Origin of the sequence: Nocardioides marinus (assembly GCF_013408145.1) — a bacterium.
Taxonomy (GTDB): domain Bacteria; phylum Actinomycetota; class Actinomycetes; order Propionibacteriales; family Nocardioidaceae; genus Nocardioides; species Nocardioides marinus.
This window is the reverse complement of sequence record NZ_JACBZI010000001.1, coordinates 424767-449849: the sequence shown is the minus strand read 5'-3', so window position 1 is coordinate 449849 and position 25083 is coordinate 424767. Positions and strand designations below refer to the sequence as shown.

Annotated in this window: 28 protein-coding genes and 1 tRNA gene; 9 read left to right on the top strand and 20 right to left on the bottom strand. The window is 74.8% G+C overall.

Features of this window, described 5'->3' with window-relative positions; genetic code table 11:
- Positions 1 to 173: 173 nt before the first annotated feature.
- Both BKA05_RS02270 and BKA05_RS02265 read left to right on the top strand, forming a co-directional pair.
- Positions 174 to 620, top strand: a complete 447-nt coding sequence (locus BKA05_RS02270) for an SRPBCC family protein (RefSeq protein WP_179529976.1) — start codon at positions 174 to 176, stop codon at positions 618 to 620.
- Between the two features lie 49 nt (positions 621 to 669).
- Entirely contained in the window at positions 670 to 2256 is a 1587-nt protein-coding gene (locus tag BKA05_RS02265; protein ID WP_179529975.1) for a phytoene desaturase family protein, read from the top strand.
- A gap of 160 nt (positions 2257 to 2416) precedes the next feature.
- Here the strand turns inward: BKA05_RS02265 and BKA05_RS02260 are convergent, their stop codons facing one another.
- Positions 2417 to 3082: an HAD family hydrolase gene (locus BKA05_RS02260; protein WP_179529974.1), complete on the bottom strand. Its 666-nt coding sequence runs from the start codon at positions 3080 to 3082 to the stop codon at positions 2417 to 2419.
- A gap of 129 nt (positions 3083 to 3211) precedes the next feature.
- On the opposite strand from BKA05_RS02260, the gene BKA05_RS02255 reads away from it, so the two are divergent.
- Positions 3212 to 3364 carry a hypothetical protein gene (locus BKA05_RS02255; RefSeq protein ID WP_179529973.1) on the top strand — a complete coding sequence of 51 codons (153 nt, stop codon included), beginning with the start codon at positions 3212 to 3214 and terminating at the stop codon, positions 3362 to 3364.
- Here BKA05_RS02255 and BKA05_RS02250 read toward each other — a convergent pair.
- From BKA05_RS02250 to BKA05_RS02230, 5 genes are read right to left on the bottom strand one after another with little or no spacing between them, the layout of a single operon-like run.
- Positions 3354 to 4043 carry a methyltransferase gene (locus BKA05_RS02250; RefSeq protein ID WP_218842227.1) on the bottom strand — a complete coding sequence of 230 codons (690 nt, stop codon included), beginning with the start codon at positions 4041 to 4043 and terminating at the stop codon, positions 3354 to 3356. The genes BKA05_RS02255 and BKA05_RS02250 overlap by 11 nt on opposite strands.
- A complete protein-coding gene (locus BKA05_RS02245) occupies positions 4034 to 4897 on the bottom strand; it encodes a glycosyltransferase family 2 protein (protein ID WP_179529972.1) in 864 nt (287 codons plus the stop codon). The genes BKA05_RS02250 and BKA05_RS02245 overlap by 10 nt, the downstream gene beginning before the upstream one ends.
- The gene (locus BKA05_RS02240) at positions 4894 to 6003 is read right to left on the bottom strand and encodes a glycosyltransferase (RefSeq protein WP_179529971.1); all 1110 of its coding nucleotides are present in this window, start codon (positions 6001 to 6003) and stop codon (positions 4894 to 4896) included. The genes BKA05_RS02245 and BKA05_RS02240 overlap by 4 nt, the downstream gene beginning before the upstream one ends.
- Positions 6000 to 7067, bottom strand: a complete 1068-nt coding sequence (locus BKA05_RS02235; protein ID WP_179529970.1) for a glycosyltransferase — start codon at positions 7065 to 7067, stop codon at positions 6000 to 6002. The genes BKA05_RS02240 and BKA05_RS02235 overlap by 4 nt, the downstream gene beginning before the upstream one ends.
- Positions 7064 to 8212 carry a glycosyltransferase family protein gene (locus tag BKA05_RS02230; RefSeq protein ID WP_343045480.1) on the bottom strand — a complete coding sequence of 383 codons (1149 nt, stop codon included), beginning with the start codon at positions 8210 to 8212 and terminating at the stop codon, positions 7064 to 7066. Before BKA05_RS02230 ends, BKA05_RS02235 begins: the two co-directional genes overlap by 4 nt.
- Before the next feature lie 214 nt (positions 8213 to 8426).
- Here BKA05_RS02230 and BKA05_RS02225 point away from each other — a divergent pair, with 214 nt between their 5' ends.
- Together BKA05_RS02225 and BKA05_RS02220 are read left to right on the top strand one after the other, a co-directional pair.
- Positions 8427 to 8687 (top strand): hypothetical protein, encoded by a 261-nt coding sequence (locus BKA05_RS02225; RefSeq protein WP_179529969.1) that lies wholly within the window; start codon positions 8427 to 8429, stop codon positions 8685 to 8687.
- 150 nt (positions 8688 to 8837) lie between these two features.
- Positions 8838 to 9890, top strand: coding sequence for an alkene reductase (locus BKA05_RS02220; RefSeq protein WP_343045479.1), 1053 nt, complete (start codon positions 8838 to 8840; stop codon positions 9888 to 9890).
- A gap of 88 nt (positions 9891 to 9978) precedes the next feature.
- Here the strand turns inward: BKA05_RS02220 and BKA05_RS02215 are convergent, their stop codons facing one another.
- From BKA05_RS02215 to BKA05_RS02205, 3 genes are read right to left on the bottom strand one after another with little or no spacing between them, the layout of a single operon-like run.
- Positions 9979 to 10230, bottom strand: coding sequence for a CDGSH iron-sulfur domain-containing protein (locus BKA05_RS02215; RefSeq protein WP_179529967.1), 252 nt, complete (start codon positions 10228 to 10230; stop codon positions 9979 to 9981).
- Positions 10227 to 11228 (bottom strand): iron-containing redox enzyme family protein, encoded by a 1002-nt coding sequence (locus BKA05_RS02210; protein ID WP_179529966.1) that lies wholly within the window; start codon positions 11226 to 11228, stop codon positions 10227 to 10229. Before BKA05_RS02210 ends, BKA05_RS02215 begins: the two co-directional genes overlap by 4 nt.
- Positions 11228 to 11407 (bottom strand): hypothetical protein, encoded by a 180-nt coding sequence (locus BKA05_RS02205; RefSeq protein WP_179529965.1) that lies wholly within the window; start codon positions 11405 to 11407, stop codon positions 11228 to 11230. Before BKA05_RS02205 ends, BKA05_RS02210 begins: the two co-directional genes overlap by 1 nt.
- 317 nt (positions 11408 to 11724) lie before the next feature.
- Between BKA05_RS02205 and BKA05_RS02200 the strand changes: the two genes are divergently transcribed.
- The gene (locus tag BKA05_RS02200) at positions 11725 to 12903 is read left to right on the top strand and encodes an NADH:flavin oxidoreductase (protein ID WP_179529964.1); all 1179 of its coding nucleotides are present in this window, start codon (positions 11725 to 11727) and stop codon (positions 12901 to 12903) included.
- A gap of 13 nt (positions 12904 to 12916) precedes the next feature.
- Here the strand turns inward: BKA05_RS02200 and BKA05_RS02195 are convergent, their stop codons facing one another.
- Positions 12917 to 14377 (bottom strand): ABC transporter substrate-binding protein, encoded by a 1461-nt coding sequence (locus BKA05_RS02195; protein WP_179529963.1) that lies wholly within the window; start codon positions 14375 to 14377, stop codon positions 12917 to 12919.
- A 181-nt stretch (positions 14378 to 14558) separates the two neighbouring features.
- Positions 14559 to 15428 (bottom strand): aldo/keto reductase family oxidoreductase, encoded by an 870-nt coding sequence (locus BKA05_RS02190; protein WP_179529962.1) that lies wholly within the window; start codon positions 15426 to 15428, stop codon positions 14559 to 14561.
- Between the two features lie 137 nt (positions 15429 to 15565).
- On the opposite strand from BKA05_RS02190, the gene BKA05_RS02185 reads away from it, so the two are divergent.
- Positions 15566 to 15988 carry a winged helix-turn-helix transcriptional regulator gene (locus BKA05_RS02185; RefSeq protein ID WP_179529961.1) on the top strand — a complete coding sequence of 141 codons (423 nt, stop codon included), beginning with the start codon at positions 15566 to 15568 and terminating at the stop codon, positions 15986 to 15988.
- A gap of 90 nt (positions 15989 to 16078) precedes the next feature.
- Here the strand turns inward: BKA05_RS02185 and BKA05_RS02180 are convergent, their stop codons facing one another.
- Complete coding sequence (locus BKA05_RS02180; protein WP_179529960.1) at positions 16079 to 16750, bottom strand: response regulator; 672 nt, start codon at positions 16748 to 16750, stop codon at positions 16079 to 16081.
- Positions 16747 to 17922 carry a histidine kinase gene (locus BKA05_RS20160; protein WP_179529959.1) on the bottom strand — a complete coding sequence of 392 codons (1176 nt, stop codon included), beginning with the start codon at positions 17920 to 17922 and terminating at the stop codon, positions 16747 to 16749. Before BKA05_RS20160 ends, BKA05_RS02180 begins: the two co-directional genes overlap by 4 nt.
- 131 nt (positions 17923 to 18053) lie before the next feature.
- Here BKA05_RS20160 and BKA05_RS02170 point away from each other — a divergent pair, with 131 nt between their 5' ends.
- The gene (locus BKA05_RS02170) at positions 18054 to 18752 is read left to right on the top strand and encodes a hypothetical protein (protein ID WP_179529958.1); all 699 of its coding nucleotides are present in this window, start codon (positions 18054 to 18056) and stop codon (positions 18750 to 18752) included.
- Positions 18753 to 18810: 58 nt separating this feature from the next.
- Here the strand turns inward: BKA05_RS02170 and BKA05_RS02165 are convergent.
- The 7 genes from BKA05_RS02165 to BKA05_RS02135 form a co-directional block, all read right to left on the bottom strand.
- Positions 18811 to 18886: transfer RNA gene (locus BKA05_RS02165), tRNA-Ala, on the bottom strand.
- Positions 18887 to 18973: 87 nt separating this feature from the next.
- Positions 18974 to 19852, bottom strand: coding sequence for a divisome protein SepX/GlpR (sepX, locus tag BKA05_RS02160; RefSeq protein WP_179529957.1), 879 nt, complete (start codon positions 19850 to 19852; stop codon positions 18974 to 18976).
- A gap of 313 nt (positions 19853 to 20165) precedes the next feature.
- The gene (locus BKA05_RS02155; protein WP_343045478.1) at positions 20166 to 20723 is read right to left on the bottom strand and encodes a GNAT family N-acetyltransferase; all 558 of its coding nucleotides are present in this window, start codon (positions 20721 to 20723) and stop codon (positions 20166 to 20168) included.
- Between the two features lie 62 nt (positions 20724 to 20785).
- On the bottom strand, positions 20786 to 21271 hold the full coding sequence (locus BKA05_RS02150; protein ID WP_179529956.1) for a molybdenum cofactor synthesis domain-containing protein: 486 nt from the start codon (positions 21269 to 21271) through the stop codon (positions 20786 to 20788).
- Positions 21268 to 21744, bottom strand: coding sequence for a cyclic pyranopterin monophosphate synthase MoaC (gene moaC, locus BKA05_RS02145; protein ID WP_218842225.1), 477 nt, complete (start codon positions 21742 to 21744; stop codon positions 21268 to 21270). Before moaC ends, BKA05_RS02150 begins: the two co-directional genes overlap by 4 nt.
- On the bottom strand, positions 21744 to 22985 hold the full coding sequence (gene glp / locus BKA05_RS02140) for a molybdotransferase-like divisome protein Glp (RefSeq protein ID WP_179529954.1): 1242 nt from the start codon (positions 22983 to 22985) through the stop codon (positions 21744 to 21746). The genes moaC and glp overlap by 1 nt, the downstream gene beginning before the upstream one ends.
- A complete protein-coding gene (locus tag BKA05_RS02135; RefSeq protein ID WP_179529953.1) occupies positions 22978 to 24369 on the bottom strand; it encodes a UTP--glucose-1-phosphate uridylyltransferase in 1392 nt (463 codons plus the stop codon). Before BKA05_RS02135 ends, glp begins: the two co-directional genes overlap by 8 nt.
- 22 nt (positions 24370 to 24391) lie before the next feature.
- Here BKA05_RS02135 and BKA05_RS02130 point away from each other — a divergent pair, with 22 nt between their 5' ends.
- Positions 24392 to 25021, top strand: a complete 630-nt coding sequence (locus BKA05_RS02130) for a 5-formyltetrahydrofolate cyclo-ligase (RefSeq protein WP_179529952.1) — start codon at positions 24392 to 24394, stop codon at positions 25019 to 25021.
- Positions 25022 to 25083 lie beyond the last annotated feature (62 nt).

Here is a 25083-nt window from a genome sequence, read left to right as displayed (position 1 = left end):
TCTCCCAAGATCGCGGTCGCGGCGCCCTCCGCGCCGCTGCCCCGACGCTGCCCCGTCGCACCCTGAGTCCTCCCACCCTTCCGGGCGTCTTCGTCGCTCCCCGCCTGAGATCGGCCCCGACCTCACACCTCTGGGCGAGGGACAGGGCCTCCTGCGGGGGAAGGGTGAGGAGCATGAGCACCAACACCCGCGTCGTCCACGCCACCCCGGACCAGGTCTGGGACGTCCTCGCCGACGGCTGGCTCTACCCGCTGTGGGTGGTCGGGGCCTCCCGGATGCGCGAGGTCGACGACCACTGGCCGGCGCAGGGGGCGCGGCTGCACCACTCGGTCGGCTCCTGGCCGCTGCTCCTCGACGACGAGACCGTGGCCGAGGAGTGCGACCCCGGCCGGATGCTGCGGCTGACCGCCAAGGCGTGGCCCGGTGGCCAGGCAGCGGTCACGCTGACCCTCGAGCCACAGGGCGCCGACACGCTGGTCACCATCGAGGAGGACGCCAGCCACGGGCCCGGCAGGCTCGTCCCCCCGCCCGCACGGCACGCGCTGATCGGGTGGCGCAACGTCGAGACCCTGCGCCGGCTGGCCTACCTCGCCGAGCGCCGCAGCGCCCCGCCGGCCTGACACCGCCGCGCCGCTCGCCCGGGCTTGCGCGACCCGACAGGATCGACCCATGACGTCGACCGAGCTGCCCGCCACCGTGGACGCGGTGGTCGTCGGTGGCGGTCCCAACGGCCTGGTGGCGGCCAACCTGCTCGCCGACGCCGGCTGGTCGGTGCTGCTGCTCGAGGCCGCCGACGACGTCGGCGGAGCGGTGCGCCACGACGAGGAGCTGCACCCCGGGTTCCGCCAGGACACCTTCAGCGCGTTCTACCCCTTCGCCGCCGTCTCCCCCGCCATCCGCGGCCTGGACCTGACCTCGCACGGGCTGCGCTGGACCACGCCCCCCGCACCGCTGGGGCACCCCCTGCCGGGGCGGTGGGCGCTGGTGCACCGCGACCGCCACGACACCGCCGCCGCCATGGACGCCGAGCACCCCGGCGACGGCGAGCCGTGGCTGGCCCTGTGCCGTCGGTGGGACGCGATCGGTCCCGGCCTGCTCGACCTGCTGCTGAGCCCGTTCCCCCCGGTCCGCGGGGGCGCCCGGACCGGGCTCGCGCTGGCGCGGCACGGCGGGCTCGGCACCGTCCGGGAGCTGCTCACGCCCGCGCTCGGTGCCGGCGGCGGGCGCTTCCGCGGCGATGCCGCCCGGCTGCTGGTCAGCGGCAGCGCCGGCCACGCCGACATCCCCCTCGACGCCCCGGGCTCAGGGGCGTTCGGGCTGATCATGACGATGCTCGCGCAGGCCGACGGCTTCCCCGTGCCAGTCGGCGGCGCCGGGGAGCTCACGCGCGCCATGGCCCGCCGGTTCGTCGCGCTGGGCGGGGAGCTGCGGACCGGCACCCCGGTCGAGCAGGTCGTCGTGCGGGGCGGGCGGGCCGTCGGCGTACGCGCCGGGGGGCGGGAGGTGCGCGCCCGGCACGCCGTGCTGGGCGCCGTGAGCGTCCCGGTGCTGTGGGGCTCGCTGGTGCCGGAGGCCGACCACCCGGCACGGGTACGCCGCGGGCTGCGCCACTTCGAGCTCGACCCGGCCACCGTGAAGGTCGACTGGGCGCTGTCCGGCCCCGTCCCGTGGGCGACCCCGCCCGCCGTGGCGCCGGGCAGCTTCCACGTCGGGGACTCCCCCGAGCAGATGCACGAGGCCACCAGCCAGGTGGCGACCGGGCTGGTGCCCGCGGCGCCGTACCTCCTGGCCGGGCAGATGACCACCACCGACCCCACCCGCTCCCCCGCGGGCACCGAGTCGCTGTGGGCCTACACCCACGTGCCGCACCGAGTCCGTGGCGACGCGGGCGAGCAGGGGCTCACCGGGCGGTGGGACGCGGCGGAGACCGAGCGCTTCGGCGACCGCATCCAGGCCCGGATCGAGGCGCTGGCCCCCGGGTTCGGCGACCGGGTGCTGGCCCGCCGGGTGCTCGGGCCGCGCGAGCTGCAGGCCCGCAACGCCTCGCTGGTCGGCGGTGCCGTCAACGGCGGCACCTCCCAGCTGCACCAGATGCTCGTGCTGCGCCCGTGGCCCGGCACCGGCCGGCCGACCACCGGCGTGCGGGGGCTCTACCTGGCCTCGAGCTCGGCCCACCCCGGCGGCGGCGTGCACGGCGCGCCCGGCGCCAACGCCGCCCGGGCGGCCGTGCTGGACCGGCGGCTCCCGGGGCGCTGAGCCCGCGCCCCGCAGGCGCCCGGGAGCGGTGAGTGCTGAACCGTCCAGCAGCCCCGAACGGTTCAGCACCCACCGCCGCCCGCGCACGGCTCCCGGGAGCGGTGAGTGGTCAACCCTCCAGCAGCCCCGAACGGTTCAGCACCCACCGCCCGGACGAGCGTCAGCCCAGGACGTCGTCGAGGTGCTCGAGGAGGTCGGCCGGGTCGTCGAAGACGTGCTCGGCGCCGGCCCCGCGCAGGACCTCGTCGCTGAAGCCACCGGTGCGCACGCCGACGAACCGGACCCCCGCGGCGCGCGCGGACTCCCCGTCCCAGGGGGCGTCGCCGAGCAGGAAGGCGGCACCGGCGCCGGCCTTGTCCAGCACCTGCTCCACCGGCTCGGGGTGCGGCTTGGACCGACCCACGTCGTCGCCGGTGACGACCTCGGTGACGTGGGTCGCCGCGCCGGCCGCCTCCAGGAGCGCGTCGGTGGTCTCGGTGTTGGCCGAGCTCGCGACGACCAGCCGCAGCCCGCGGTCGCGGAGCGCCTGGAGCAGCTCGCCGGCTCCCCTGGTCGGCCGGACGTCGCCGAGCACCGACTCGAAGAGCTCGTCGTGCCGGGCTCGCACGTCGTCGCCGATGCTGGCCTCGGCCGCCTCACCGGCCAGGTGGGTGACGATGCGGTCGCCCCCCATCCCGATGGCGCCGTGGATGCGGTGCGAGGGCACGGTGAGCCCCACCTGGTGGAAGGCCCGCGACCAGGCGTGGACGTGCAGGTAGACGGAGTCGACGAGGGTGCCGTCGATGTCGAGGACCACGGTGGTGCCGGTGGCGGCGTCGGTGCTCATGCCGGCCCACCGTAACGACGCCCACCGGGGCGGCGTCCCACCTGGAGGAGTGAAGCCGCAGGGGTGGGACGATCGGCGCCGGCGGCTGGCAGGCTCGAGTGAACCACCCGCTTCGCGAAGGAGGGTCCCGTGGACCGCCCCAAGGTCGTCGCCGCCATCGTCATCGGCCTCATCGTGCTCGTGCTCGGCGCCATGGTGGTGATCGGGCTCATCCAGGGCGACGACGTCGACCGCGAGGAGAACCCCGTCATCGGCCTGGACGCGGTGGCGCTCACCCGCTGACCTCGCCGTCGGCGTGGCGCAGCAGCGCCAGCACCCCGCGCTCGAAGACGCGCCGCTCCACCTCCACCAGCCCGTGCTCGCGCCCGGCGGCGGCGACCGGCCCGTCGAGCTGCGCCTCCGTGCCGACCTGGAGCACCAGGGCCCCGCCCGGCGCCAGCACCCGGCCGGCGGTACGCACGCAGTCGACCGCGAGCGCGCTGCCGTCGGCGCCGCCGTCGATGGCGCGCAGCGGGTCCTCCGGGAAGCGGCCGGTCTCGGCCGAGGCGACCCAGGGCGGGTCCGCCAGCACCAGGGAGTACGACGTCGGGTGCTCGGCCGCGTCGGCGATCGACTCCGTGCGGGTGCTCACCTGGGCGGCGAGCCCGTTGCGGCGGGCGTTGGCGGCGGCGTACTCGGTGGCGACGGGGTCGATGTCGACGCAGACCAGCTCGCGCCGGGTGCCCGCGACCGCCAGCAGGCCGATGTGGCCGGCGCCGGCGCACAGCTCGAGGACCGGGCCCGGCGGCAGGTCCGTCAGCAGCGACGCGGCCCAGCGGGACTGCTCGGCGGTCCACGGCCGCGGCTCGAGGATGCGCGGGTCCCACTGGATCTCCAGTCGCCCCACGTAGGCGGTCCGAGGGCGGACCTCCCGGTCGTCGAGGGGCGCACGCCCCGTCGTCGTCGGCTCGGTCATCGCCATGCTCGCTCTCCTCGTGCCTCGTGGTCGGTCCCGTCCTCGACGAGTACCCATTCCCGGCCCTCCTGACGCACCAGGCCGCGCCGCTCGAACTGCTCGAGCCAGCCGCGCATGGGCCACTGGCCCCACCTGTCGCGGAACAACCGCCCGTTGCGCAGCACGTCGTGGAGGTGCTCGACCGGCGGCGAGGAGACCGGGTGGTGCTGGTGGTAGGCGCGGGCGTCACCGGTCCACCCCAGGCCGATCCCCTGCGCCAGCAGGGAGCGACCGAGGTCGGTGTCCTCCCCGCCGTACCCGACGTAGTCCTCGCAGTAGCCGCCGCAGCGCTCCCACGTGGCGGAGCCGACGGCGTAGGACAGCGACCAGAACAGCTCGGCGGGCGCTCCGCGGTGTCGCTGCCCGGGAGCCGGCGCCGGACGTGCGGGGTGCGGGTCGTCGCGCGCGGTCAGGGTGCGCAGGTCGTAGCCGCCGGGAGGGGGCGGCGGGAGGTAGGTCACCGGCCCCGACCACACGGTCGCGGGGTCGTCGCGGACGGTGGCGGCGTACCCCGCGACCATCGTGGGGCCGGCCAGGCAGTCCACGTCGAGCCCGATCAGCACGTCGCACCCCGACCGCAGCGCGTGGGCCATGCCGAGGTTGCGGGCGGCCGCCAGTGGCAGCCCCTGCGGCGGGCTGGCGATGGCGAGCACCTCGGCGGGCGGGCCGCCCTCGACCGCGACGCCCGCGACGGCCGGGTCGTCCATCGCCACGACGACGTGCACGTCCGGCACGAGCGTCCCCGCCGCCAGCGAGAGCCGCTGGCGGCGCAGGTGGTCGTGCCGTCCGTGCGCGGTGGTCACCACCGCGACGCCGCTCACGACGCGCTCCGCTCGGGAGTACGACGGTGCCCGGCCCCGGCCCCCGTGTCCCCGACGACCCCGGCGGCCCCGACGACCCCGGCGACCACGTCGGCGAACCGGTCGGCGGCCCGCCCGTCGCACCACCTCGCCCAGCCGACGGGGTCCAGCGCCAGGCACCGCTCGAGCCGGCCGGCCCAGCCGTCCGCCGGCAGCTCCGGCTCCACCACCGCGGGCCAGCCGCCGTCGCCGAGGACCTCGGCGGTGGTGGCCTGCTCCGCGTGCGGGCGGCGTTGCGGCACCAGCACCGCCGGCCGGCGTGCGGCCGCGACCTCGGCGACGGCGTTCTGCCCGGTGTGGGTGACCACGACGTCGGCCTCCCGCAGCAGGGACCCGGTGTCCGGGCGCCAGCGCCTGGCGTCGGCGACCTCCCAGGTCCACCCGGGGGCCTGCGCGCGTGCGGCGTCGAGCCGGGCGTCGATCTCGTGGTCGAGCAGGTCATGGCCCCCTGCCCCGCCCAGGAACAGCACGCGACGCGCCCCGGGCGGGGGTTCCTCGGTGACCGGGTGGCGGGACAGGCCGCCCACCCCGTGGACCCGGTCGACCACCTCCGCGGGCAGCCCGGGCAGCACCGAGCCGGTCACCTGCGGCGGCCAGCAGCCGACCAGCGCGTCGGCGGTGTCGAGGGCGAGGCGGTGGGCCGGGTCGGTGCGCTCACCCGGCAGCACCACCCCCACCACGGGGACGCCGTGCAGGCGCACGAGCAGCGAGACCTCCACCGACACGTCGACGACCACCGCGGCCGGCCGGGTCGCGTCGAGCCAGGCCGAGAGCTGCGCCGTACGCCGGGAGAGGCCGGCGTGCCCGCGGGGGACCCAGTGCAGGCGTCCGCCGGCGGTGACGTCGCCGGCACCCGGCCCGGGCACCGGGTCGTCGTCGCGGGCCAGCTCCACCCAGCCGCCGGCCCAGGGCCCGCGCCAGTCGGCGGGACGCGGGAAGGAGGACAGCCCGGTGACCGTGCAGCCGTGCCGCTGGGCCAGGGCCCGGGCGACCGCGCCGGCACGGTGCAGGTGACCGCGGCCGTGGTGGTGGACGTAGTAGCCGATGGTGCTGCCCGCGCGGCTCATGCGGCCACCTCCTGCTGGGCGAGGGACGCGTAGACCTGCTCGTAGTCCTCCACCATGCGGTGCGCGGACAGCTGCCCGACCGCGTGCCGGCGCACCGCGCGCCGGTCACAGCCGGCCGCGGTGTCGATGGCGGCGGCCAGGCCCGCCACGTCGTCGGGGCCGGCGAGGACGCCGGTGCCGTCCGCGACGATCTCCGGCAGCGCACCGCGCGCGAACGCCGCGACCGGGGTGCCGCAGGACATCGCCTCCGCGGCGACCAGCCCGTAGGGCTCCTCCCACGCGGGCGTCACGACCGCGACCGACGCCCGCCCCAGCAGCCGGGCGAGCCGCCGGTGGTCGAGGTGGCCGGCCAGTCGGGCGTCGGGGCCGAGCCGCGGGAGCACGCACTCGTCGACGTACCCACGGTCCTGGACGGGGCCGGCCAGGACGATCTCCCGGCCGGCCAGTCGCGCGGCGTCGATGGCCAGGTGGGGGGCCTTCTCGCGCACCAGGCGACCGCTCCACACCACCGGACCACCACCGGGACCGGGCTGCCAGGCCCGGGTGTCGACACCGTTGAGGACCGGCCGCGCGTCGACGGTGCCGGCCCAGGCCCGGGCGGTGCACTCGCTCACCGCGGTGAAGGAGGACGCGCCCCCGGAGACCGCGACGGCCGACTCCAGCCAGGGCAGCGGCGGGGTGTGCAGGGTGGTCACGAGCGGGACCGGCACCAGCTCGGCCATCGCGACGGGCAGGTGGTGGAGGCTGTGGTTGTGCACGACGTCGAAGCGGTCGGCGCCGCTGCGGGCCAGGTCGAGCATGAGCGCGAGGTAGGCGTGGTGGTCGGCCATCCACTCCTCCTCGGGTGCGTGCACGTCGCGCATGGCGGCCGCGCTGGGGCGGAACCGCGGCGGGGTCAGGGTGCGGACCGGCAGCGTGGGGTCGCTGCCCTCGGCGGCGTAGAGCGTGACCTCGTGGCCGCGGGCGACCAGCAGCCGTGCCAGGTGGTGGGTCAGCGCCTCCAGGCCCCCCGCGAACGGCTCGGCCACGGGGTGGCGCCGCGAGGCGACCAGGCACACCCTCATGCTCGCCCCGCCGTCACGAGGTAGCGGTAGAGCCGGTCGTGCGCCGCTGCCACCGTCGCCCGCTGGGCGCGTCGTTCGGCGACCGAGATGCCGTGGGTGGAGCGCTGCTCGTGGGCACGACGCAGCGCGGCCGCGAGCGAGTCCTCGTCGAGGTGGGACTCGTCGTGGGTGTAGGACAGCACCGGGCCCTGGTCGGCGTAGAAGCCGCAGGTCGGCGCGACCACGGCGGTGCCCAGGTCGCGGCAGGCCTCGAGCCAGCCGGAGTGGGTCCCGAACCGGTAGGGCAGTACCGAGACGTCGAGGGAGGCGAGGTAGGCCCACAGCGCCTGGTCGTCGAGGAAGTCGTGCACGTGCAGCTCGAGCCGCCCGGCGTCCGCCTGCTCGTGGAGGTACGCCGCCAGCGACTCGTCGCGGCGGGCCCCGTCGGGGTCGAGGACGTCGCGGTGCCCGTTGACCTGCAAGACCGCTCCCGGCAGCTGCGCGACCGTGTCCACGAGGGTCGGCAGCAGGCGCATCGGGGCCATCGAGGCCCGCAGGCTCTTGACGTGCAGCCCCACCCGGAACGTGTCGCCGCGCGCCCAGGAGCGGCGCTCCTGCGCGGCCTCCATGGCGGCGAGCGGGACCACGTGCGGGTGCGGCAGCACCAACGCCTCCCGGTCCCACCGCCGCCGGATCTCGGCGGCCGCCCCGGTCGTCAACGTGACCAGGGCGTCGGCCGCCGGCACCAGGACGTCGAGCTGGGCGTCGTGCAGGGCGCGGTCCTCGTGGTGGGGGTTGCGCAGGTCGTGCACCGTGAGCACGAACGGCTTGCCGCGACCACGCAGCACCTCGGTCAGCTCGCCCAGGGTGGAGGGGTCGACGGCGTCGAAGCCGAAGTGGAGGTGGAGGAGGTCGAAGTCGGCGTCGCGCGCCCACTCCGGTCGCAGCATCACCGGCGGCCACCACCGGGCGCCCGCGGGACGCTGCGGGGTGTCGGGGTCCGGGTCGGGCAGCCGGACCACCCGACCGTCGTCCTCCTCGGGGGCGAGGTGGCGGACGTAGACGTGGCCCGACGGCACGGAGGCGACGGTGACGGGCCGGCGAGCAGCCGGGGCGCGGTGCGCGGCGACGTGGGCGGGAGCCGCGGGTCCCGAGAGGTGTGGCACACGTCGTGGATATCCACCGGACGCCGGGTCCATGTCCCACCAAAGGGTGGAGTCGGTCCGACCGTCGTGTCGCAGGCGTCGGTGCCGCGGAGATCGGTCCTTCCGGGTGGTCCACGAACGGGCGAGGCGACCCGTCCGTGGGGCGGGCCGTCGCGTCGGTCGGAGTCGGTCGCCGGGACCCGGCCGGGTGAGCGTGGCGTGCCAGCATCGGGCCATGACCGTCTTCGTGGCGTGGTCGCCCGCCGGCTTCGACGACGAGCTGGTGGGTGAGGCGACCGGCCCGTGGCACGAGGTGCGGCGCGTGGCCGCCGAGGTGCTGCTCGTCGACGCCGACGAGACGCTCTCGAAGGTCTACCACCAGCTGAAGTGGAGCCTCCCGGACGACGCGCCGCTGCTCGTCGTGCCCTCCGACGGGCCGGGGAAGAACCGTGGGCTGCCGGCCGGCACGACCTCCTGGCTGCGCGCCCGCGGCTGAGCCGGGGTCGTGCGGCCGACCCTCTCGAAGCACCCCGACCACACCCCTGTGGCGCCGCCCGCCGTGACCCATCCCTCGTCCGCGGACCGGATGAAACGGACTGCGGTCCGGGTTGCACGGACCATGACCACCTCACCTGCATTCGAGTCCGTGACGGTCGGCTCCTGGGAGCTGCCCCAGCGCTTCGTGATGGCCCCGCTGACGCGCAACCGGTCCCCCGAGACCGTGCCGACGGAGCTGAACGCGACCTACTACGCCCAGCGCGCCGGTGCCGGCCTGATCATCAGCGAGGGCACCCAGCCCAGCGCGGTCGGCCAGGGCTACCTCGCGACCCCGGGCCTGCACTCCCCGGAGCAGGTCGCCGGCTGGCGGCGCACCGCCGAGGCCGTGCACGCCGAGGGCGGACGCATCGTCGTGCAGCTCATGCACGTCGGCCGCGTCGCGCACCCGGACAACAAGGGCGGCCTCGAGACCGTCGCCCCGAGCGCGATCGCCGCACCCGGCGAGATGGTCACCGCCACCGGCCGGGTCCCCCACCCGGAGCCGCGCGCCCTGGGCACCGACGAGGTCCCCGGCATCGTCGAGGAGTTCGTGCAGGCCGCGCGCAACGCGGTCGAGGCCGGCGTCGACGGCGTGGAGGTGCACTCGGCCAACGGCTACCTGCTGCACCAGTTCCTGTCCCCGGTGAGCAACACGCGCACCGACGGGTACGGCGGCTCGCCGGAGTGCCGCGCCCGTCTGACCGTCGAGGTCACCCGGGCGGTCGCCGAGGCGATCGGCGCCGAGCGCGTCGGCATCCGGATCAGCCCCGCCCACAACATCCAGGGCGTGCTGGAGGAGGACGCCGCCGACACCCGAGCGACCTACGAGGCCCTCGTGGACGGCATCGCCGACCTCGGCCTGGCCTACCTCTCCATCCTGGCCGACCCGAGCGCGGAGCTCACCCAGGACCTGCGCGGTCGCTTCGGCGGCCCGGTCGTCCTCAACTCCGGCTTCTCGGAGCAGACCACCTTCGAGGAGGTCGAGAAGCTGCTCGCCGACGACCTCGCCGACCTGGTCGCCGTGGGTCGGCCGTTCCTGGCCAACCCCGACCTGGCCGAGCGCTGGCGTCGCGGTGCGGCTCTCAACGAGCCCGACCCGGCCACGTTCTACGGCGGCGGCGCGGAGGGCTACACCGACTACCCGACACTGGCCGGCTCCTGAGCAGGCCGGAGACCCCCGGACGGCTCCGCGCGGAGTCGTCCGGGGGTCTCTGCGCGCGGGCCCCGGGGCTCCGAGCCCGCAGGAACGGCTAGTAGTCCTCGAGGTCGCGGCCGCTGCGCGGGGTCGGCACAGCGGCGGCCGGGCGGCGGCGTACCTGCTTGTGCGACCCGTCGCACCACGGCGGCACCGACGAGGCACCGCAGCGGCACAGCGCCACGACCGGCCGCTCGGAGTGGTGCTTGACGCCCTGCTCGTCCTCGACGGTGACCGGACCCGGGATGAGCACCGGCCCGTCGGGGCACAGCAGCACCTCGTGGGTGGTGGTCTGCTCACCGCTCATGCCACGGCCTCCCGGCTGCCGGCCATCGACTCCTCGTCGCGGACCGCCGTGAGCACCGCGGTGGCGGTCTCCTGCTCGGCGGCCAGGCAGACCGCCGCACCCCACAGCATGTCGTCGGCGACGTCGGGCTCGCGGGCGACCCAGCCGCCGAGCATCCGTCGCACGGCCACCTGCTCGTGGACCGCGTCGGCCACCATGTGCTCGCGGTAGTACTCCACGACCGGCTCGGGCATCCCGAGACGCTCCAGCCCGCGCACCATCCGCTTCGAGGGCACCGAGCTGCACACCTCGAAGGCGGCCAGGTGCCCCAGCGCGGCCGGCACCAGGCGGCGGTGCAGCCCGAGCATCGACATCAGGTTGTTCTGCTCCAGCACCTGCGGCAGCGCCTCGTCGAGGTACGCCGCGTAGCCGGTGTCGAGGTCGCAGGCCGCCATCCCGCGACGCCACAGCTCGGCGTGCAGGCGGTCGGGGTGGCCGTTGCCGTACTCGTCGGCGGCTATCGCCACCAGGTGCGCCTTGGTCTCGTCGTCGAGCCGCGGCAGCGCCCACATCGCCGAGTCCTGCTCACGCACGTGGTAGATCGAGCGCTGGCGCAGCAGCGCCAGGACCTGCTCGGTCTCGGCCTCGCGCTGGACGAACCGGGCCAGGGACTCACCCCCGGTGTCGGCGGCACAGAGGTCGAAGAAGACCTCGGCGAAGTCCTCACCGTCGGCCAGCCGCTCCTGCGCGGGCAGGGCCAGGTGCCGGGCACGGTCGCGCCAACGCTCCTCCAGGTCGTGCTCGAGACGGGCCCGCAGGACCAGCAGCGCGGGGTCCCACTCCAGGGCGTCGTCGACGCCCTCCAGGCCACGGTGGTGCAGCTCGTAGAGCATCCACAGCGCCAGGGCGGCGTCGTCGTCGGAGTCGGCGTCCACGCAGCGCAGCACCCCCTGCTCGAGCAGGGCCTCGGTCAACGCCTCGGTCAGTGACCCGCGCGGGGTCGGCAGCGGCGCCCGCATCAGGCGACCTCGTCCCAGGGGTGCCACACGCCGCGGCAGTCACGGAACCCCGCGGTCCCGGGTCGTGCCACCCGACCGGCGGCTGCTGTGGCGGCGGGTGCGGTGCGGGGCGCTGCGGTGCGGGGGCGCTCACGACGCTCCTCACGGAGCTGCTCGCGGTGCTCGAGGAGGCGGGTCATGCAACGACGGTGCCCCGCACCGGCGCAGGTCAGGCCACCCGAAGGGAGGTGACCCGCCGGCCGCGCGCCTGCGCTGCGCAGCTTCACCCGAACAGGCGAGATCCGGGGTGCGCTCAGGCTCGCGCTCTTTACCTTCACCCTTTCGGGGTGGTTGTGGGCCGCACCCGCCGGGAACCTCCCGGGTGCGGCAGCGACCGCCCCGGTCGGGACTTACGCAGACCCGGCCGGGGCGGTAGCCGCACAAGCCTCCCGCCCCCGTGCCCGTCGCCTGGCCCGTGCCCGGGGTCCGCCTTCCGGCCCCCGGCATGATGGTCGCGATGAGCACCTCGCCCCCTGCCGCCTCCGACGGCCAGCCCCAGCACCACCACCCCCACGACCGGCCCGACGACCGGCCCGACGACCGGCCCGACGACTGGCCCCACGACTGGCCCGGCCTGTCCGAGCCGCTGCCGCAGCCGCACGGCGAGCCGTGGCGCAACCGGTTCGCCCTGGCACCGCTGACCAACACCCAGAGCCACCCCGACGGCACCCTGTCCGACGACGAGCGCCGCTGGTTGGTCGCCCGCGGGACCGGTGGCTTCGGCCTGGTGATGACCGCAGCGGCGTACGTCGCTCCCGCCGGCCAGGCCTGGGGCGGCCAGCTCGGCATCGCCTCCGACGACCACCTGCCGGGGCTGGCCCGGCTGGCCGAGGAGCTGCGCGCCACCGGCACCACCTCGTCGGTGCAGCTGCACCACGGCGGCCGCCGGTCCGACCCGCGACTGTCCGGACGGCCGAACCAGTGCCCCTGGGACGACCCGGAGAAGGACGCCGTCGCGATGACCACCGGTGAGGTCGAGGCGATGGTCGAGGACTTCGTGGCCGCCGCGGTGCGCGCGGAGCGGGCCGGCTTCGACGGGGTGCAGCTGCACGGGGCGCACGGCTACCTGCTGGGCCAGTTCCTCGACGCACGCCACAACGACCGCACCGACCGGTACGGCGGTGACCTGGAGGGCCGGATGCGGCCGCTGCTCGAGGTGGTGCAGGGGGTGCGCGCGGCGACCGGTCCCGGCTTCCAGCTGGGCGTGCGGCTCACGCCCGAGGGCAACGGCATCAGCCTCCAGGAGGGCGTGGAGACGGCCCGACGGCTGCTGGACTCCGACCTGCTCGACCACCTCGACATGTCCCTGTGGGACGTCACCATGCGCCCCCGGACCGGTGCGGACGGGCTGTTGATCGAGCACTTCGCCCGCCTGCCCCGCCGGCGTACAGCGCTGGGCGTCGCGGGCGGGGTGACCTCGGCCGCCGACGCCGCCTGGTGCCGGGGGCAGGGGGCGGACTTCGTGACGGTCGGGACCGGCGCGATCCTGCACCACGACTTCGCGGCCCGGGCGCTGGGCGACCCCGACTTCCGGGTGCGGGAGCGCCCGGTCAGCCGCGAGGAGCTGCGGGCGGAGTCCGTGGGCGAGGCGTTCCTCGACTACCTCGCCGCCGGCTGGGACGACCTCGTGGCGTGAGCCGACGCCGGGGTCAGCGGGCCACCGACGTACGCACGAGGTTGCCGCAGGTGTAGCCCTTGCCGGAGATCTGGCGCCACTCGCCCTGCTGCAGCTGGACGACGGTCTGGCACGGGAAGGACTTCTTCCCACCGACGTTCATCTCGGCGTGCATCCCGCCGGCCGTCCACGAGCTCACCTTGCGGATCTCGGCCAGGAGCGTCTCGCGGCTCAGCTTGCCACCGAGGGCGACCGCCCGCTCGGCGAAGAGCCGCGCGGCGGACCAGGCGAAGAGCCCGAAGGTGCTGGGCGACGCACCGGGCTTGACCCGCTGCAGCCACTGGACGTACTGGGTGATCTCGGGGTTGCCCGAGTTGAAGGCGGGGTGCGGGACCGGCGCCATCGCGCCGTCGACGTTCTCCCCGCCCTGCTCGTGGAACTCGGGACCGTACTGCGTCTGGGTGACCACGAACTGGTCGGGCTCGAAGCCCTGCTGGGCCATCGCGTCGGCCAGGCGCACGGCCTGGATGGTCGCGCCGGTGAAGGAGACGAAGCGGATGTCCTTGTCCTTCATCTCCTGCACGAACGGCGCGTAGTTGAACTCCGCGGTGCCGATCCCCTTGAGGATCTTCACCTGGAAGCCCACCGACGCGGCGGTCTCCGAGAAGCTCCGGGCGAGGGCGGGCGAGCCACCCAGGTCGAGGTAGAGGAAGGCAGCGGACTGCGTGGCCGCCTTGTTCTGCTTGGTGTAGAACTGGTACGCCGCATCGGTGATGACACCCGGCTCCAGTGCCTGGGCGGCGAAGCAGGTCGTGCAGTCCGCGCGCCCCTCGGTCAGGATGTTGGCCCGCAGGTCCGGCAGGCCGCACTCCTGGGTGGTGCGCGCGCCGCCGGCGTCGTAGATCGAGACCGACCCGACGGCGGCGAAGGACTCCGCGCAGGCACGGGTGTAGGCCGACTGGTCGCCTGCGGAGTCGGTCTTGCTGTCCAGCTCCAGCAGCGTCAGCTTGCGACCGCAGATGTCGGAGCGGGAGTTGAAGTAGGCCAGGTAGGCGGCCGTCGCCAGCCGGGCGGACTCGAAGAGACCGGGCACCGGACCGGAGAGGTCGGAGGAGTTCGCGACGACGATCTCCTTGTCGGTGATGCCCGTGGAGTTCTTGAACCCGTCGCAGGACCCGGCCTTCGTGCCGCCGGTCGGGTCGCCGGCCGCGTCGTCGCCGCCGGACGGTCCGCCACCCGAGGTGCCGGTGCCGCCGCCGGTCGAGGAGGTCGTGCCGCCGTCCGAGCCGCCGGCGGTGGAGACGTCTCCACCGACATCGCTGCTGCCGTCGACCGAGGTCGTCGTGCCGCCCCCGACGTCGGCGCCCGCGCCGGAGACCGCCGTGCCCGTGCCGGTCTGACCGACAGCACGGACGTCGTCGGGGTGCAGCTGGGAGCCGCAGGCGGAGAAGAGCGCTGAGAGGACGAGACCCAGCACCAGGACGAGCACGCGCACGCGAGGACCTCCGGAGGGAGCGACAGCCGCCGGGGGTGACGGCTGTCACAGTCAACGACGCTCGTGCGCTCGGGTCACGCCGGCCCCGCCCGCGCCTCGTGTGGCCCAGCGCGCTCCCTGGCCCGCGCTGGGCCACACGAGTTGCGGGGTGCGGGGGTCAGGGGCGCAGCGCCGGCGGGTGCTACCGGCCGATCCGGTCGAGCTCCGCGACGTCCTGAGCGGAGAGCGACAGGGCTGCACCGGCGATGTTCTCGCGCAGGTGGGCGACCTTCGACGTGCCGGGGATGAGCAGGATGTTCGGCGAGCGCTGCAGCAGCCAGGCGAGCGCGACGGACATCGCCGGTGCACCGAGGCGGGAAGCGACGCTCGTCAGGGCCTCGGACTGGAGCGGGGTGAACCCGCCCAGCGGGAAGAACGGGACGTAGGCGATCCCCTCGGCGGCGAGCTGGTCTACCAGGGGGTCGTCCCCGCGGTGGGCGAGGTTGTACATGTTCTGCACGCACACGATGGGGGCGATGCCACGTGCCTCGACGACCTGATCGGCGGTGACGTTGCTGACCCCGATCCGGCGGACCAGCCCCTGCTCCTGGAGCTCGACGAGGACGTGCATGGCCTCGGCGATCGACCCGGGCCGGGGGCCGGCAGCATCTCCCATGCGCATGTTCACCAGGTCGAGGGCCTCCACGCCGAGGGAGACGAGGTTGGCCCGGACCTGCCGCCGCAGGTCGTCAGGAGTACGTGCGGTGGGCCAGCCGCCGTCGGCGTCGCGGTCGGCCCCGACCTTCGTCGCGATCAGCACGGAGTCCGGATAGGGGTGCAGCGCCTCGCGGACCAGCTCGTTGGTGACGTGCGGGCCGTAGGCGTCACTGGTGTCGATGTGGGTGATGCCCAGCTCGACGGCCTCTCGCAGCACCGCGATCGCCGCGGCCCGGTCAGCCGGGGGACCCATCACCCAGGGGCCGGCCAGCTGCATCGCCCCGTAGCCGAACCGGGAGACGGTGCGGTCACCGAGTGTCCAGGTGCCGCCGGGGAGCGTGGTCGTTGACGTCATGGTGCGGGCGTGCCTCTCGTCGGGTGCGGGTGGGGACTGGTGGTCGACTCTCACCCGAACGACTATCGACGGGATACTCTCTGCTGGGAAGTAGGCACCTAGAAGTGCGTAACGATGCCGCGCGAGAGGCGACGCCGATGAGGACCACGACCGCGGCCCAGCGACGTGCCCAGGACAAGAACGCCTACAACGCGTTCCTCGCGGCGTGCCCGAGCCGCCAGCTGCTGGACCGGCTCTCCGACAAGTGGGTCGTCCTGGTCCTCTGTGCGCTCGGCGGGGATGCGAACGAGGCAGGAGAGCCGGCACCGCTGCGCTACTCCGAGCTCTCTCGCCAGATCGCAGGCGTGAGCCAGAAGATGCTCACCCAGACGCTGCGGTCCTTGGAGCGTGATGGCGTCCTCACCCGCAGCGTCACCCCGACCGTCCCGGTGACCGTGACCTACACGTTGACCGATCTCGGCATCTCGCTCCACCGGACCACGCGGCTGCTCAGGACCTGGGCACAGGACAACATGGACGCCGTCCAGGCGAACCGGCGCGAGTACGACGCACGGGAGTGAGGCCCCGGTCGCGCTGGCGCCCGGTCCCGTCGAGCCACTGAGGCCGAGCATGGGCTCCTGGTGGAGCACCGGCGGTGCGGGTCAGCGGGGTCATGGCCTCCTCCCGTTGTCGACGCGGCCGCTGTCGTAGGCCCAGATGACGAGCTCGACGCGGTTGCGGGCCGAGAGCTTGGTCATCAGGGTGCCGATGTGGGTCTTCACCGTGCTCAGCGAGAGGAAGAGCGCCTCGGCGATCTCGTGGTTGGTCCGGCCCGCGGCGACCAGGTCCAGCACGTCCTCCTCGCGCGGGGTGAGGGGGTCGATCGGCTCGACGACGTGCCCGGGACGGCTCGAGGTGAACGTCTCCAGGAGTCGTGCGGTGACGTTCGGGGAGATCAGCGCGTCCCCCGCGGCGGCGGCGTGGACGGCGCGGGCCAGCAGCTCGGGGTCGGCGTCCTTGAGGAGGAACCCACGCGCCCCGGCCCGGAGGGCGTCGTAGACGTACTCGTCCTGGTCGAAGGTGGTGATGACGATGACCGGGACCGGATCCGCGACCTCGGGTCCCGCGACCAGACGGGTGGCCTCGATCCCGTCGAGGTGGGGCATCCGGATGTCGAAGAGGCAGACGTCGGGGCGCAGCTCCCTGACCCGGTCGACGGCCTCCAGCCCGTCGCGGGCCTGGCCGACCACGTCGATCGAGGGCTCGGCGTCGAGGATGGTGGCGAGCCCGACGCGCACCATGTCCTGGTCGTCGGCGATCAGGACCCGCACCGGAGCGGTCATGGGCCGACCTCCCCGGCAGGCGCGGTCAGCGGGACCGTCGCCTCGACGGTCCAGCCGCCCTCGGGATCGGGGCCGGCACTGACGTCGCCGCCGAGCAGCGAGAAGCGCTCCCGCATGCCGGCCAGCCCGTAGGACGCGGCCGCGCGGCGCCCGCGACCCGGGGTGACCGGGCGCCCGTCGTCGTGGACCCGCAGTCGCGCCGTGTGCCCGTCGCGCCGGAGGTCCACGGAGACCAGCGTGGGATCGGTCGCGTGACGACGCGCGTTGGTGACCGCCTCCTGCGCGGCCCGGAACAGTGCCGACTCCGCGGTCGCGGGCAGCCGTCCGAGATCACCGGAGGTCTCCACGACGACCCGCGGGCCGACGCCGCCGTCCTGGGCGAGCTGGGGGATGTCGGCGATGCCGTACGTGGGCTGCCGGCCGTCCCCGGTCTGCTGGTCGTGGCGCAGCAGCGCCACCATCGCCCGCATGTCCTCCAGGGTCCGCACCGCGGCGTCCTCCACGTCGCCCATCGCATCGACGGCAGCACGGGGATCGGTGCGGGCGCGGACCTTGGCGGCCCGGGCGTGCAGCAGGATGCCCGAGACGTGGTGCGCGACGGTGTCGTGGAGGTCGCGGGCCAGCTGCTCCCGCTCGCGGGCCCGGATCATCTCGCGCGTCCGCACCTGGGACCTGGCCCAGAGGCGGACCAGCGCACCGAGGGCCACGGGCAGCATCAGGGCCCCCGCGCCGACCACCATCGAGGAGCCGCTGGCGTCGTACAGGGGCTCTCGGGCCAGGTGGACCACCAACAGGAAGCCGCTACCCGCGACCACGCCGCGCCCGCTGGCCCAGCGCCCCAGCGAGTAGGCGAGCAGCAGCACGACGGCCGTGACGTCGAGGACGCTGTACGGCTCCCCCGCCAGGGCCGGGACGACCCCGGCGACGGTCTGGGCGGTGAAGCCCACCACCAGCATCAGCAGCGGGCGGTGGGGCCGCCACAGCAGCGCGGCGACGCAGACCAACGCCCACGTCGCGTCCCAGACGGGCCGGGTGACGTCGTCGCGGAGCAGGGCCTCGACCGCGGTGAGCGGCACCAGCGCGGCGACCAGGGCCTGGTCCCACCACGCGGTCCCCGCGGGCGGGGTCGCCCGCGGCTCGTCCCACAGCGCCCGCAACGCTCCGCTGATCACCCCCCTCACCCTAGGGCGAGGCCGCCGACCGCGGATGGGACTTTCGGCCAGTGCCGGTCGGCCTCGAGGAGGAGTCAGCTCGGGCCCCTGCTCCGATCCGCGGACGCCGCCGCTCGCGAAGGATCGGGGTCATGACACGACACACCCGCACCGTCCCTGCCGTCACCATCGACCAGGCCCCTTCGACCCTCGTCCGCTCCGGTGGCACCGCCGCCCTCGTCGTCGCCGGCACCTACGTCCTGGGGTTCGCCGCGATGGTCGCCTACTTCGTCCCCCAGGGCCTCGTCTCGACCCTGGAGGACCCCTCCGGCTCGCTGGACTTCCTGCGGGACCACCACGCCCAGCTGTCCGCGTGGTACTTCGTGCTCTACCTCCTCGGCGGCGCCGCGATGGCGCTGGTCGCCCTCGGGGTCGGGGCGCGGCTCGCCGCCGCGCCGACCCTCGCCCGCGTCAGCACCGCGCTCGGCCTGATCTGGTCGGGCATGCTCGTCGCCAGCGGGAGCGTGGCCCTGGTCGCGCAGCACGCCGCCGTGGAGCTCCACGCCCAGGACGCCGACCTCGCCCTGAGCACCTGGGTGTCGACCAGCGTGGTCCAGGACGCGCTCGGCGGTGGCATCGAGGTGGCCGGCGCCTTCTGGGCGGCCGCCGTCGGTCTCGCCGCCCTGCGGACCCGCGCCCTCCCTGCCGGGCTCGGTGGCCTCGCGCTCGGGCTCGCGGCCGTCGGCACGGTCACGGTGGTGCCCGCCGCGAACGAGCTCAACACCTCCGTCTTCGGCCTCGGCCTGATCGTCTGGTTCACCTGGCTCGGCGTGGTGCTCCACCGCCGCTGAGCCGGGCACGAGAAAGGCCCGCAGTCAGCATTCCTGCTGGCTGCGGGCCTCTTCTGGGTGGTGGAGCTGAGGGGATTCGAACCCCTGACCTTCTCATTGCGAACGAGACGCGCTACCAACTGCGCCACAGCCCCAGGTCCTGCATCGCGCCCGGAGGCGCGGTGGGAAACGTTAGCACCGGCCGATCGGGCCGACCGAATCGGTGCCCATCGACCCGCGGATCAGCTCCCGACGGCCCGCTCGGGGGTCTCGTCGCCCTCCTGGCGGGCCCGCTCCTCGGCCTCGCGGACCAGCGCGGCGTCGGCGTCGGTGCGCCCCGAGGTCCACACCCCGGTGGCGTCGAGGTCGATGGTGCGCACCGAGCGGCGCTCGGCCGCGGGCTTGGAGACGTAGGTCGGCAGGGTGACCGGCACCGGGTTCCACAGCCCGGGCGCGGCCGGGTCCGGGACGTGCGGGTCCGGGCCGGCGGCCGGCTCGGCCAGTGGGGCGTCGACGACGGCGACCTCGGCGGTGTCATCCGAGAGGGCCTCGGGCTCCTCGTCGGTCGCGGCCGCCTCGGCCTGGGCCGCGACGGGGACGGTGGGGATGCGCGACAGCGGACCGGAGACCCCGCGCTCACGGCGCACCATCAGCCGGCAGGCGACCAGCCAGGCCACCATGAGGGTGCTCGGGATCGCGACGTAGGACCAGGCCACGACGGACGCGGCGGCGAGCGCCACGACGGCGACCAGGCCCAGAGTCAGCGCGATCAGCACCCGGCGACGACGACGGGCGGCGCGACGAGCGGCCTCCCGGCGTACGGCGGGGGGCAGCGGCTTGGGGGCCGGCGCGGTCTCACCGGTCGACCCGGCCGGCGCAGCGGAGGAGGCGGAGGCCTTGGTGGTCACCACGGGCGCCGAGGGGGTGCGTCCGGGGGTCACGACGAGGCGGGAGGAGGTGCGGCTGACCGGCTCGCGCCGGGCCAGGACCCGCATCGTGTGGGAGAAGCGGTCCACCGATCGACTGCGCACGACCTCGTCGTGGTGCTTGAGGGCCTGCGGGACCAGGTAGACGGCCCAGGCCACCGCCAGGGCGACGAAGATCAGAGGGCTCAGGTCCACACGGGGAAGGCTAGGCGGGGTAGCGCAGGGTGGTGCGGATGTCTACCCGTGTGTCGCAAATTGCTGGTGTGACTGGTGTGGCTGGGCACGGGTCCGCCAGACGCCCCGGACGTGGAGAGGACCCGCCCGGACCCGCCCAGGGAGGAGCGGGTCCGGCACCTGCTCTCGGCAGTCGCAGGCAACGGGTCCTGCGTCCATGGTCGGCGCCCGGAGCGGTCCTCACCAGTCTTTTCGCACGCCCCGTCGCGACTCCGAACAACTCCGGACAGCGGACCGCAGCGGTCCGCTCGACGGGCCGACATCGGTCCGGGCGTCAGGCCTGTGCCCGCAGCCGCGACACCAGGCTGCGGGCGCCCAGCTCCTCGCGGGTCAGGGCGTAGAGCCGGTGGTCGCGCCACTCGCCGTCGATGTGGAGGTACTTCGGGGCGTAGCCGATCTCGCGGAGGCCGAGCTTCTCGACCACGCGCAGGGAGTTGGTGTTCTCCGGGCGGATGGCGATCTCGACCCGGTGCAGCCGCACGACCTCGAAGAGGTGGTCGACGACCAGGGCGACGGCCAGCGGGACGATGCCGCGGCCGGCGTACCGCTGGTCGATCCAGTAGCCCACCGACGCGAAGCGCGCCGACCCGCCGACCACGTGGTTGACCGTGACCTGGCCGGCGAACTCACCGTCGACCTCGATGACGAAGGGGTACGTCGAGCCCGCCCGGGCCTGCGCGCGCAGCCGCCGCACCAACCCCCCGAACGTCGCGGGACGCTCCGTCGACCCCGGCGGCACGGTCGCGTCCCACGGGATCAGCCAGCTCGCGTTGCGCTGACGCACCTCGCGCCAGGCCTTGGCGTCGTTGAGCCGCAGCGGCCGCAGCACCACGTCGGGGCGTCCGGGGTCGCCCAGCCGGACCGGCCAGGCACCACGAGGAGGCCGGATGCCGCTCAGTGGTCGCTCCCGACGACCTGCTCGACCGCGTGGCGCAGCACCGGCTCGAGGACCGACAGACCGTCCTTCACCCCGCCCCGGGAGCCCGGGAGGTTGACGACCAGGCAGTCGCCGGCCACCCCGGCCACGCCGCGCGACAGCATCGCGGTCGGCACGCCCTTGGCGACCCCGTGCGCGCGGATGGCCTCGGCGATGCCGGGCACCTCGCGGTCCAGCAGCGGCCGGGTCGCCTCCGGCGTGCGGTCGGTGGGGGTCAGGCCGGTGCCACCGGTCGTGAGCACGACGCGGGCGCCCTCGGCCACCGCCGCGGCGATCGCCTCGCGGACCGGGTCGCCGTCGGGCACGACCGCGGGCGCGGTGACCTCGAAGCCCCAGCCGCGCAGGGCGTCGACGATCAGGGGGCCGGTCTCGTCGGCGTACACCCCGGCCGCGGCGCGGTTGCTCGCCACCACGACGGCGGCGGGGAGCGGCCGGTCGCTCACGAGCGGGTCCAGTCGCCGGAGCGGCCGCCGGACTTCGCCTCGACGCGTACGTCGGTGATGACCGCGGCCTTGTCGACGGCCTTGACCATGTCGATGACCGTCAGCGCAGCGACGGTGACGGCGGTCAGCGCCTCCATCTCCACGCCGGTGCGGTCGGTGGTGCGCACCGTGGCGCCGATCTCGACGGCGTCGTCGGCGACCTCGAGCTCGACGACGACCCCGGAGATCGCCAGCGGGTGGCACAGCGGGATGAGCGCCGGGGTCTGCTTGGCCCCCATGATCCCGGCCAGCCGGGCGACGGCCAGCGCGTCGCCCTTGGGCACGCCCTCGCCGCGCAGCAGGCCGACGACCTCACGGGAGACCAGCACCCGCCCCGTGGCGGTCGCCGAGCGGGCGGTGACCGCCTTGTCGGAGACGTCGACCATCCGGGCCGCGCCCTGCTCGTCGACGTGGGTGAGCCGCGGCTCGGTCATCACAGACCACCGTCCAGTCCGGTGTCGAGGGGCAGCACCGAGACCGTGGCCCCGGCGTCGAGGGCCGTGACGTCCTCGGGGACGACCACGACCGCGTCGGCGTCGGCCAGACCACCGACGAGGTGCGAGCCGGGCCCGCCGACCGGGCTGACGGTGCCCTCGGCCACGTCGAGGTGGGCGCGCAGCAGCTGGCGCCGGCCCGGGGGCGAGGTGATCGCGTGCGTGAGCCGCGCGGTGACCTGGGGGCGCGACCACGGGGTCAGGCCCATCATCTTGCGCAGCGCCGGCAGGACGAACAGCTCGAAGGAGAGGTACGCCGAGACCGGGTTGCCCGGGAGCGTGAAGATCGGCACCCGGCCCGGTCCGACGTGCCCGAAGCCCTGCGGCTTGCCCGGCTGCATGGCGACCGGTCCGAACCAGACCGTCCCCAGCGGGCGCAGCGCGGCCTTCACCACGTCGTAGTCCCCCATCGACACCCCACCCGACGTCACCACGACGTCGGCGCGGACCAACTGTTCCTCCAGCGCCGCGAGGAAGGCCTCGGGCTGGTCGGGGACGATCCCGACCCGGTAGACGGCCGCCCCGGCGCGGCGGGCGGCGGCGGCGAGCAGGAAGGAGTTGCCGTCGTGGATCGAGTCGTGGCCCAGCGGCTGGCCGGGCTCGCGCAGCTCCGAGCCGGTGGAGAGCACCACCACGCGGGGCCGGTGGCGCACCGCCACGCGGGCGTGGCCGAGGGAGGCGAGCAGGCCGAGCTGGCGAGGGCCGAGGACCGTGCCGGCCTCGAGCACCAGGTCGCCGGCGGTGACGTCCTCACCGGCGCGGCGGACGTGCTGGCCCTCGGTCGGCGCCCGGTCGATGCGCACGTGCTCGGCACCCCGGTCGGTCCACTCGTAGGGGACGACGGCGTCGGCGCCGGCCGGCACCGGGGCGCCGGTCATGATCTTGGCCGCGGTGCCCTCCGGGAGGTCGCGCAGGTCGGCCGCACCGGCCCCGATGGCACCGACCACGGGCAGGTGCACCGGGGCGTCGGACGTCGCCGACACCACGTCGGCCAGCCGGACGGCGTACCCGTCCATGGCGGAGTTGTCGAAGCCGGGCAGCGAGACCCCGGCGGTCACCGGCTCCGCGGCGGCCAGGCCGAGCGCGTCGAGCAGCGGCTGGGTCGACACCGCGAGCGGCTCGATGGCGGCGAGGACCCGGTCGAGGTGCTCCTCGACGGTGATCGGCTGCGGGTCAGGCATCGCCGGCCGCGCCGGTCAGCACGGCCCCCGCGTCGATGCGGGTGCCCGCCCCGCCCTCGACGGTGACGTCCCCGACGACCTGGACCCCGTGACCGAAGGTGACGTCGCCCTCCACGCGCAGCGCGGAGGCCTTGCGCAGGGACGGGGCGCCCTCCGGGAAGCGCTTGTCGAACTCGCCCACGAGCTTGAACACCGTGGAGTCCAGGTCGACGAAGGGGAGCTCGCCGGCCACCTGGTCGAGCACGAAGTCGCCGCCGATGTCGTAGACGTCCGAGCGCAGCACCAGCAGGTCGTTGGTCGTCTTGACCGGCACGAAGCGGTCGCGGCCGACCTCGATCAGCGTGGCACCCTCGAAGACCTCGATCGCCGCACCCATCGCGGTCTCGACCTGGACGACCTCGGGGCTGGACGGGTCGCCGGGGTCGACGGTCTTGACGTTGCGGATCAGCGGCAGGCCCAGGATGTTGTCGCGCTGGTCCATGACGTCCTTGAGCGCCCGCAGGTCGACCCACAGGTTGTTGGTCGAGCAGTAGCGGTGCCGGTCGAGGTCGGCCAGCGCCGACTTGTCCTCGTCCAGGGTCTGGGCGGTCTCGCGCAGCACGAGGCGGCCGTCGTTCTTGCGACGGGCGAAGTGGCCGCCCTTGCGGTCGGAGGGGGTACGCCGGACGGCCTCGATCGCGAAGGGCGCACCGGTCTGGGCGAACCAGCCGGCCAGCCGCGGGTCGGGCACCGCGCCGAGGTTGTCGGAGTTGGAGACGAAGACGCGCTCGTAGCCGGCCGCGAGCAGGTCGTCGAGCAGGCCGGTGCCGACCAGCGCGGTGTAGATGTCGCCGTGGCCCGGCGGGCACCACTCGAGGTCGGGGTCCTTGGGCCAGCTGACCGGCGAGAGGTCCTTGGCGAGGAGCTTGGGCTCCTTGTTCTGCAGGAACTCCAGCGGCAGGCCCGCGACCGGGAGGTCGTCGTAGCGGGCGACGGCCGCCATCGTGTCCTCGGAGGTGCGGAAGCTGTTCATGAAGATCAGCGGGAGGGGGGCGCCGTGGGACTGCCGCAAATGCAGCACCTGCCGGCAGATGATGTCGAGGAAGCTCATCCCCTTGCGCACGCACAGCAGCGACTTGGCGCGGTCCATGCCCATCGAGGTGCCGAGCCCGCCGTTGAGCTTGATGACGGCGGTCGTGCGGATCGCGGCCTGCGCGGTCTCGTCGTCGACCGAGACGTCGTCGAGGGAGTCCATGTCGACCGGGTCGATCGTCGACTCCGGGATCATCCCCGTCTCCCCGTGCTCGAGGAGTCGGTAGTAGTGGGCGAACGTCTCGATCGCCACCTCGTCGACGCCTTCGGCGACCATCTTGTCGCGCGCGGCCTTCAAGCCCGGGGAACCCATGTCTCGATCGTAGGGTCGTCCCGTGCCGCCCGCGCAAGTTCCCCCACATGGTGACCCTCCACCCCCTCCCGGCGACGACCCCACCGCTGCCGCGAAGACCGCGGTCCGCGACCGGATCCTGACCACCCGGCGGCGGCGCCCGCTGCCCGAGCGGCTGGAGGTGGCCGCCGACCTCGCCCGGGTCGTCCTGGAGTCACCGCAGGTGCGCCGGGCGGCCAGCGTGGCGGCGTACGTCGGTGTCGGGAGCGAGCCCGGGACCGGCCCGCTGCTCGCGGGGCTGCTCGCCGCCGGCAAGCGGGTGCTGCTGCCGGTGCTGCTGCCGGACCTCGACCTGGACTGGGCCGTGCACACCGGCGACGCCGGGCTGGCCCCGGCCAGCCGCGGGCTGCTCGAGCCGTCCGGGCCGCGGCTCGGCGTCGACGCGGTCGCCACCCCCGACGTGGTGCTGGTGCCCGGCCTCGCGGTCTCCCCCACCGGGCTGCGCCTGGGCCGCGGTGGCGGCTCCTACGACCGCGCCCTGGCCCGGGTGCCGGTCGGCACGTTCACCTGCGTGCTGCTCCACGACGACGAGGTCGGCCTCGACGTCCCCGGCGCACCCCACGACCGCCCGGTCACCGCCGCCGCCACCCCCAGCGGGGTCCGCCGCTTCTGAGCGACCGACTCAGAGCACCAGGCGAGGGTCTCGACACGCGGGTCGCTCGACCACCGATCGAC

Bases quoted from the DNA above. Each gene is read 5' to 3' on its own strand.
- BKA05_RS02270 (WP_179529976.1), top strand. From the start codon at position 174: ATGAGCACCAACACCCGCGTCGTCCACGCCACCCCGGACCAGGTCTGG.
- BKA05_RS02265 (WP_179529975.1), top strand. From the start codon at position 670: ATGACGTCGACCGAGCTGCCCGCCACCGTGGACGCGGTGGTCGTCGGT.
- BKA05_RS02260 (WP_179529974.1), bottom strand. From the start codon at position 3,082: ATGAGCACCGACGCCGCCACCGGCACCACCGTGGTCCTCGACATCGAC.
- BKA05_RS02250 (WP_218842227.1), bottom strand. From the start codon at position 4,043: ATGGCGATGACCGAGCCGACGACGACGGGGCGTGCGCCCCTCGACGAC.
- BKA05_RS02240 (WP_179529971.1), bottom strand. From the start codon at position 6,003: ATGAGCCGCGCGGGCAGCACCATCGGCTACTACGTCCACCACCACGGC.
- BKA05_RS02235 (WP_179529970.1), bottom strand. From the start codon at position 7,067: ATGAGGGTGTGCCTGGTCGCCTCGCGGCGCCACCCCGTGGCCGAGCCG.
- BKA05_RS02225 (WP_179529969.1), top strand. From the start codon at position 8,427: ATGACCGTCTTCGTGGCGTGGTCGCCCGCCGGCTTCGACGACGAGCTG.
- BKA05_RS02215 (WP_179529967.1), bottom strand. From the start codon at position 10,230: ATGAGCGGTGAGCAGACCACCACCCACGAGGTGCTGCTGTGCCCCGAC.
- BKA05_RS02210 (WP_179529966.1), bottom strand. From the start codon at position 11,228: ATGCGGGCGCCGCTGCCGACCCCGCGCGGGTCACTGACCGAGGCGTTG.
- BKA05_RS02205 (WP_179529965.1), bottom strand. From the start codon at position 11,407: ATGACCCGCCTCCTCGAGCACCGCGAGCAGCTCCGTGAGGAGCGTCGT.
- BKA05_RS02200 (WP_179529964.1), top strand. From the start codon at position 11,725: ATGAGCACCTCGCCCCCTGCCGCCTCCGACGGCCAGCCCCAGCACCAC.
- BKA05_RS02190 (WP_179529962.1), bottom strand. From the start codon at position 15,428: ATGACGTCAACGACCACGCTCCCCGGCGGCACCTGGACACTCGGTGAC.
- BKA05_RS02185 (WP_179529961.1), top strand. From the start codon at position 15,566: ATGAGGACCACGACCGCGGCCCAGCGACGTGCCCAGGACAAGAACGCC.
- BKA05_RS02180 (WP_179529960.1), bottom strand. From the start codon at position 16,750: ATGACCGCTCCGGTGCGGGTCCTGATCGCCGACGACCAGGACATGGTG.
- BKA05_RS02170 (WP_179529958.1), top strand. From the start codon at position 18,054: ATGACACGACACACCCGCACCGTCCCTGCCGTCACCATCGACCAGGCC.
- moaC (WP_218842225.1), bottom strand. From the start codon at position 21,744: ATGACCGAGCCGCGGCTCACCCACGTCGACGAGCAGGGCGCGGCCCGG.
- glp (WP_179529954.1), bottom strand. From the start codon at position 22,985: ATGCCTGACCCGCAGCCGATCACCGTCGAGGAGCACCTCGACCGGGTC.
- BKA05_RS02135 (WP_179529953.1), bottom strand. From the start codon at position 24,369: ATGGGTTCCCCGGGCTTGAAGGCCGCGCGCGACAAGATGGTCGCCGAA.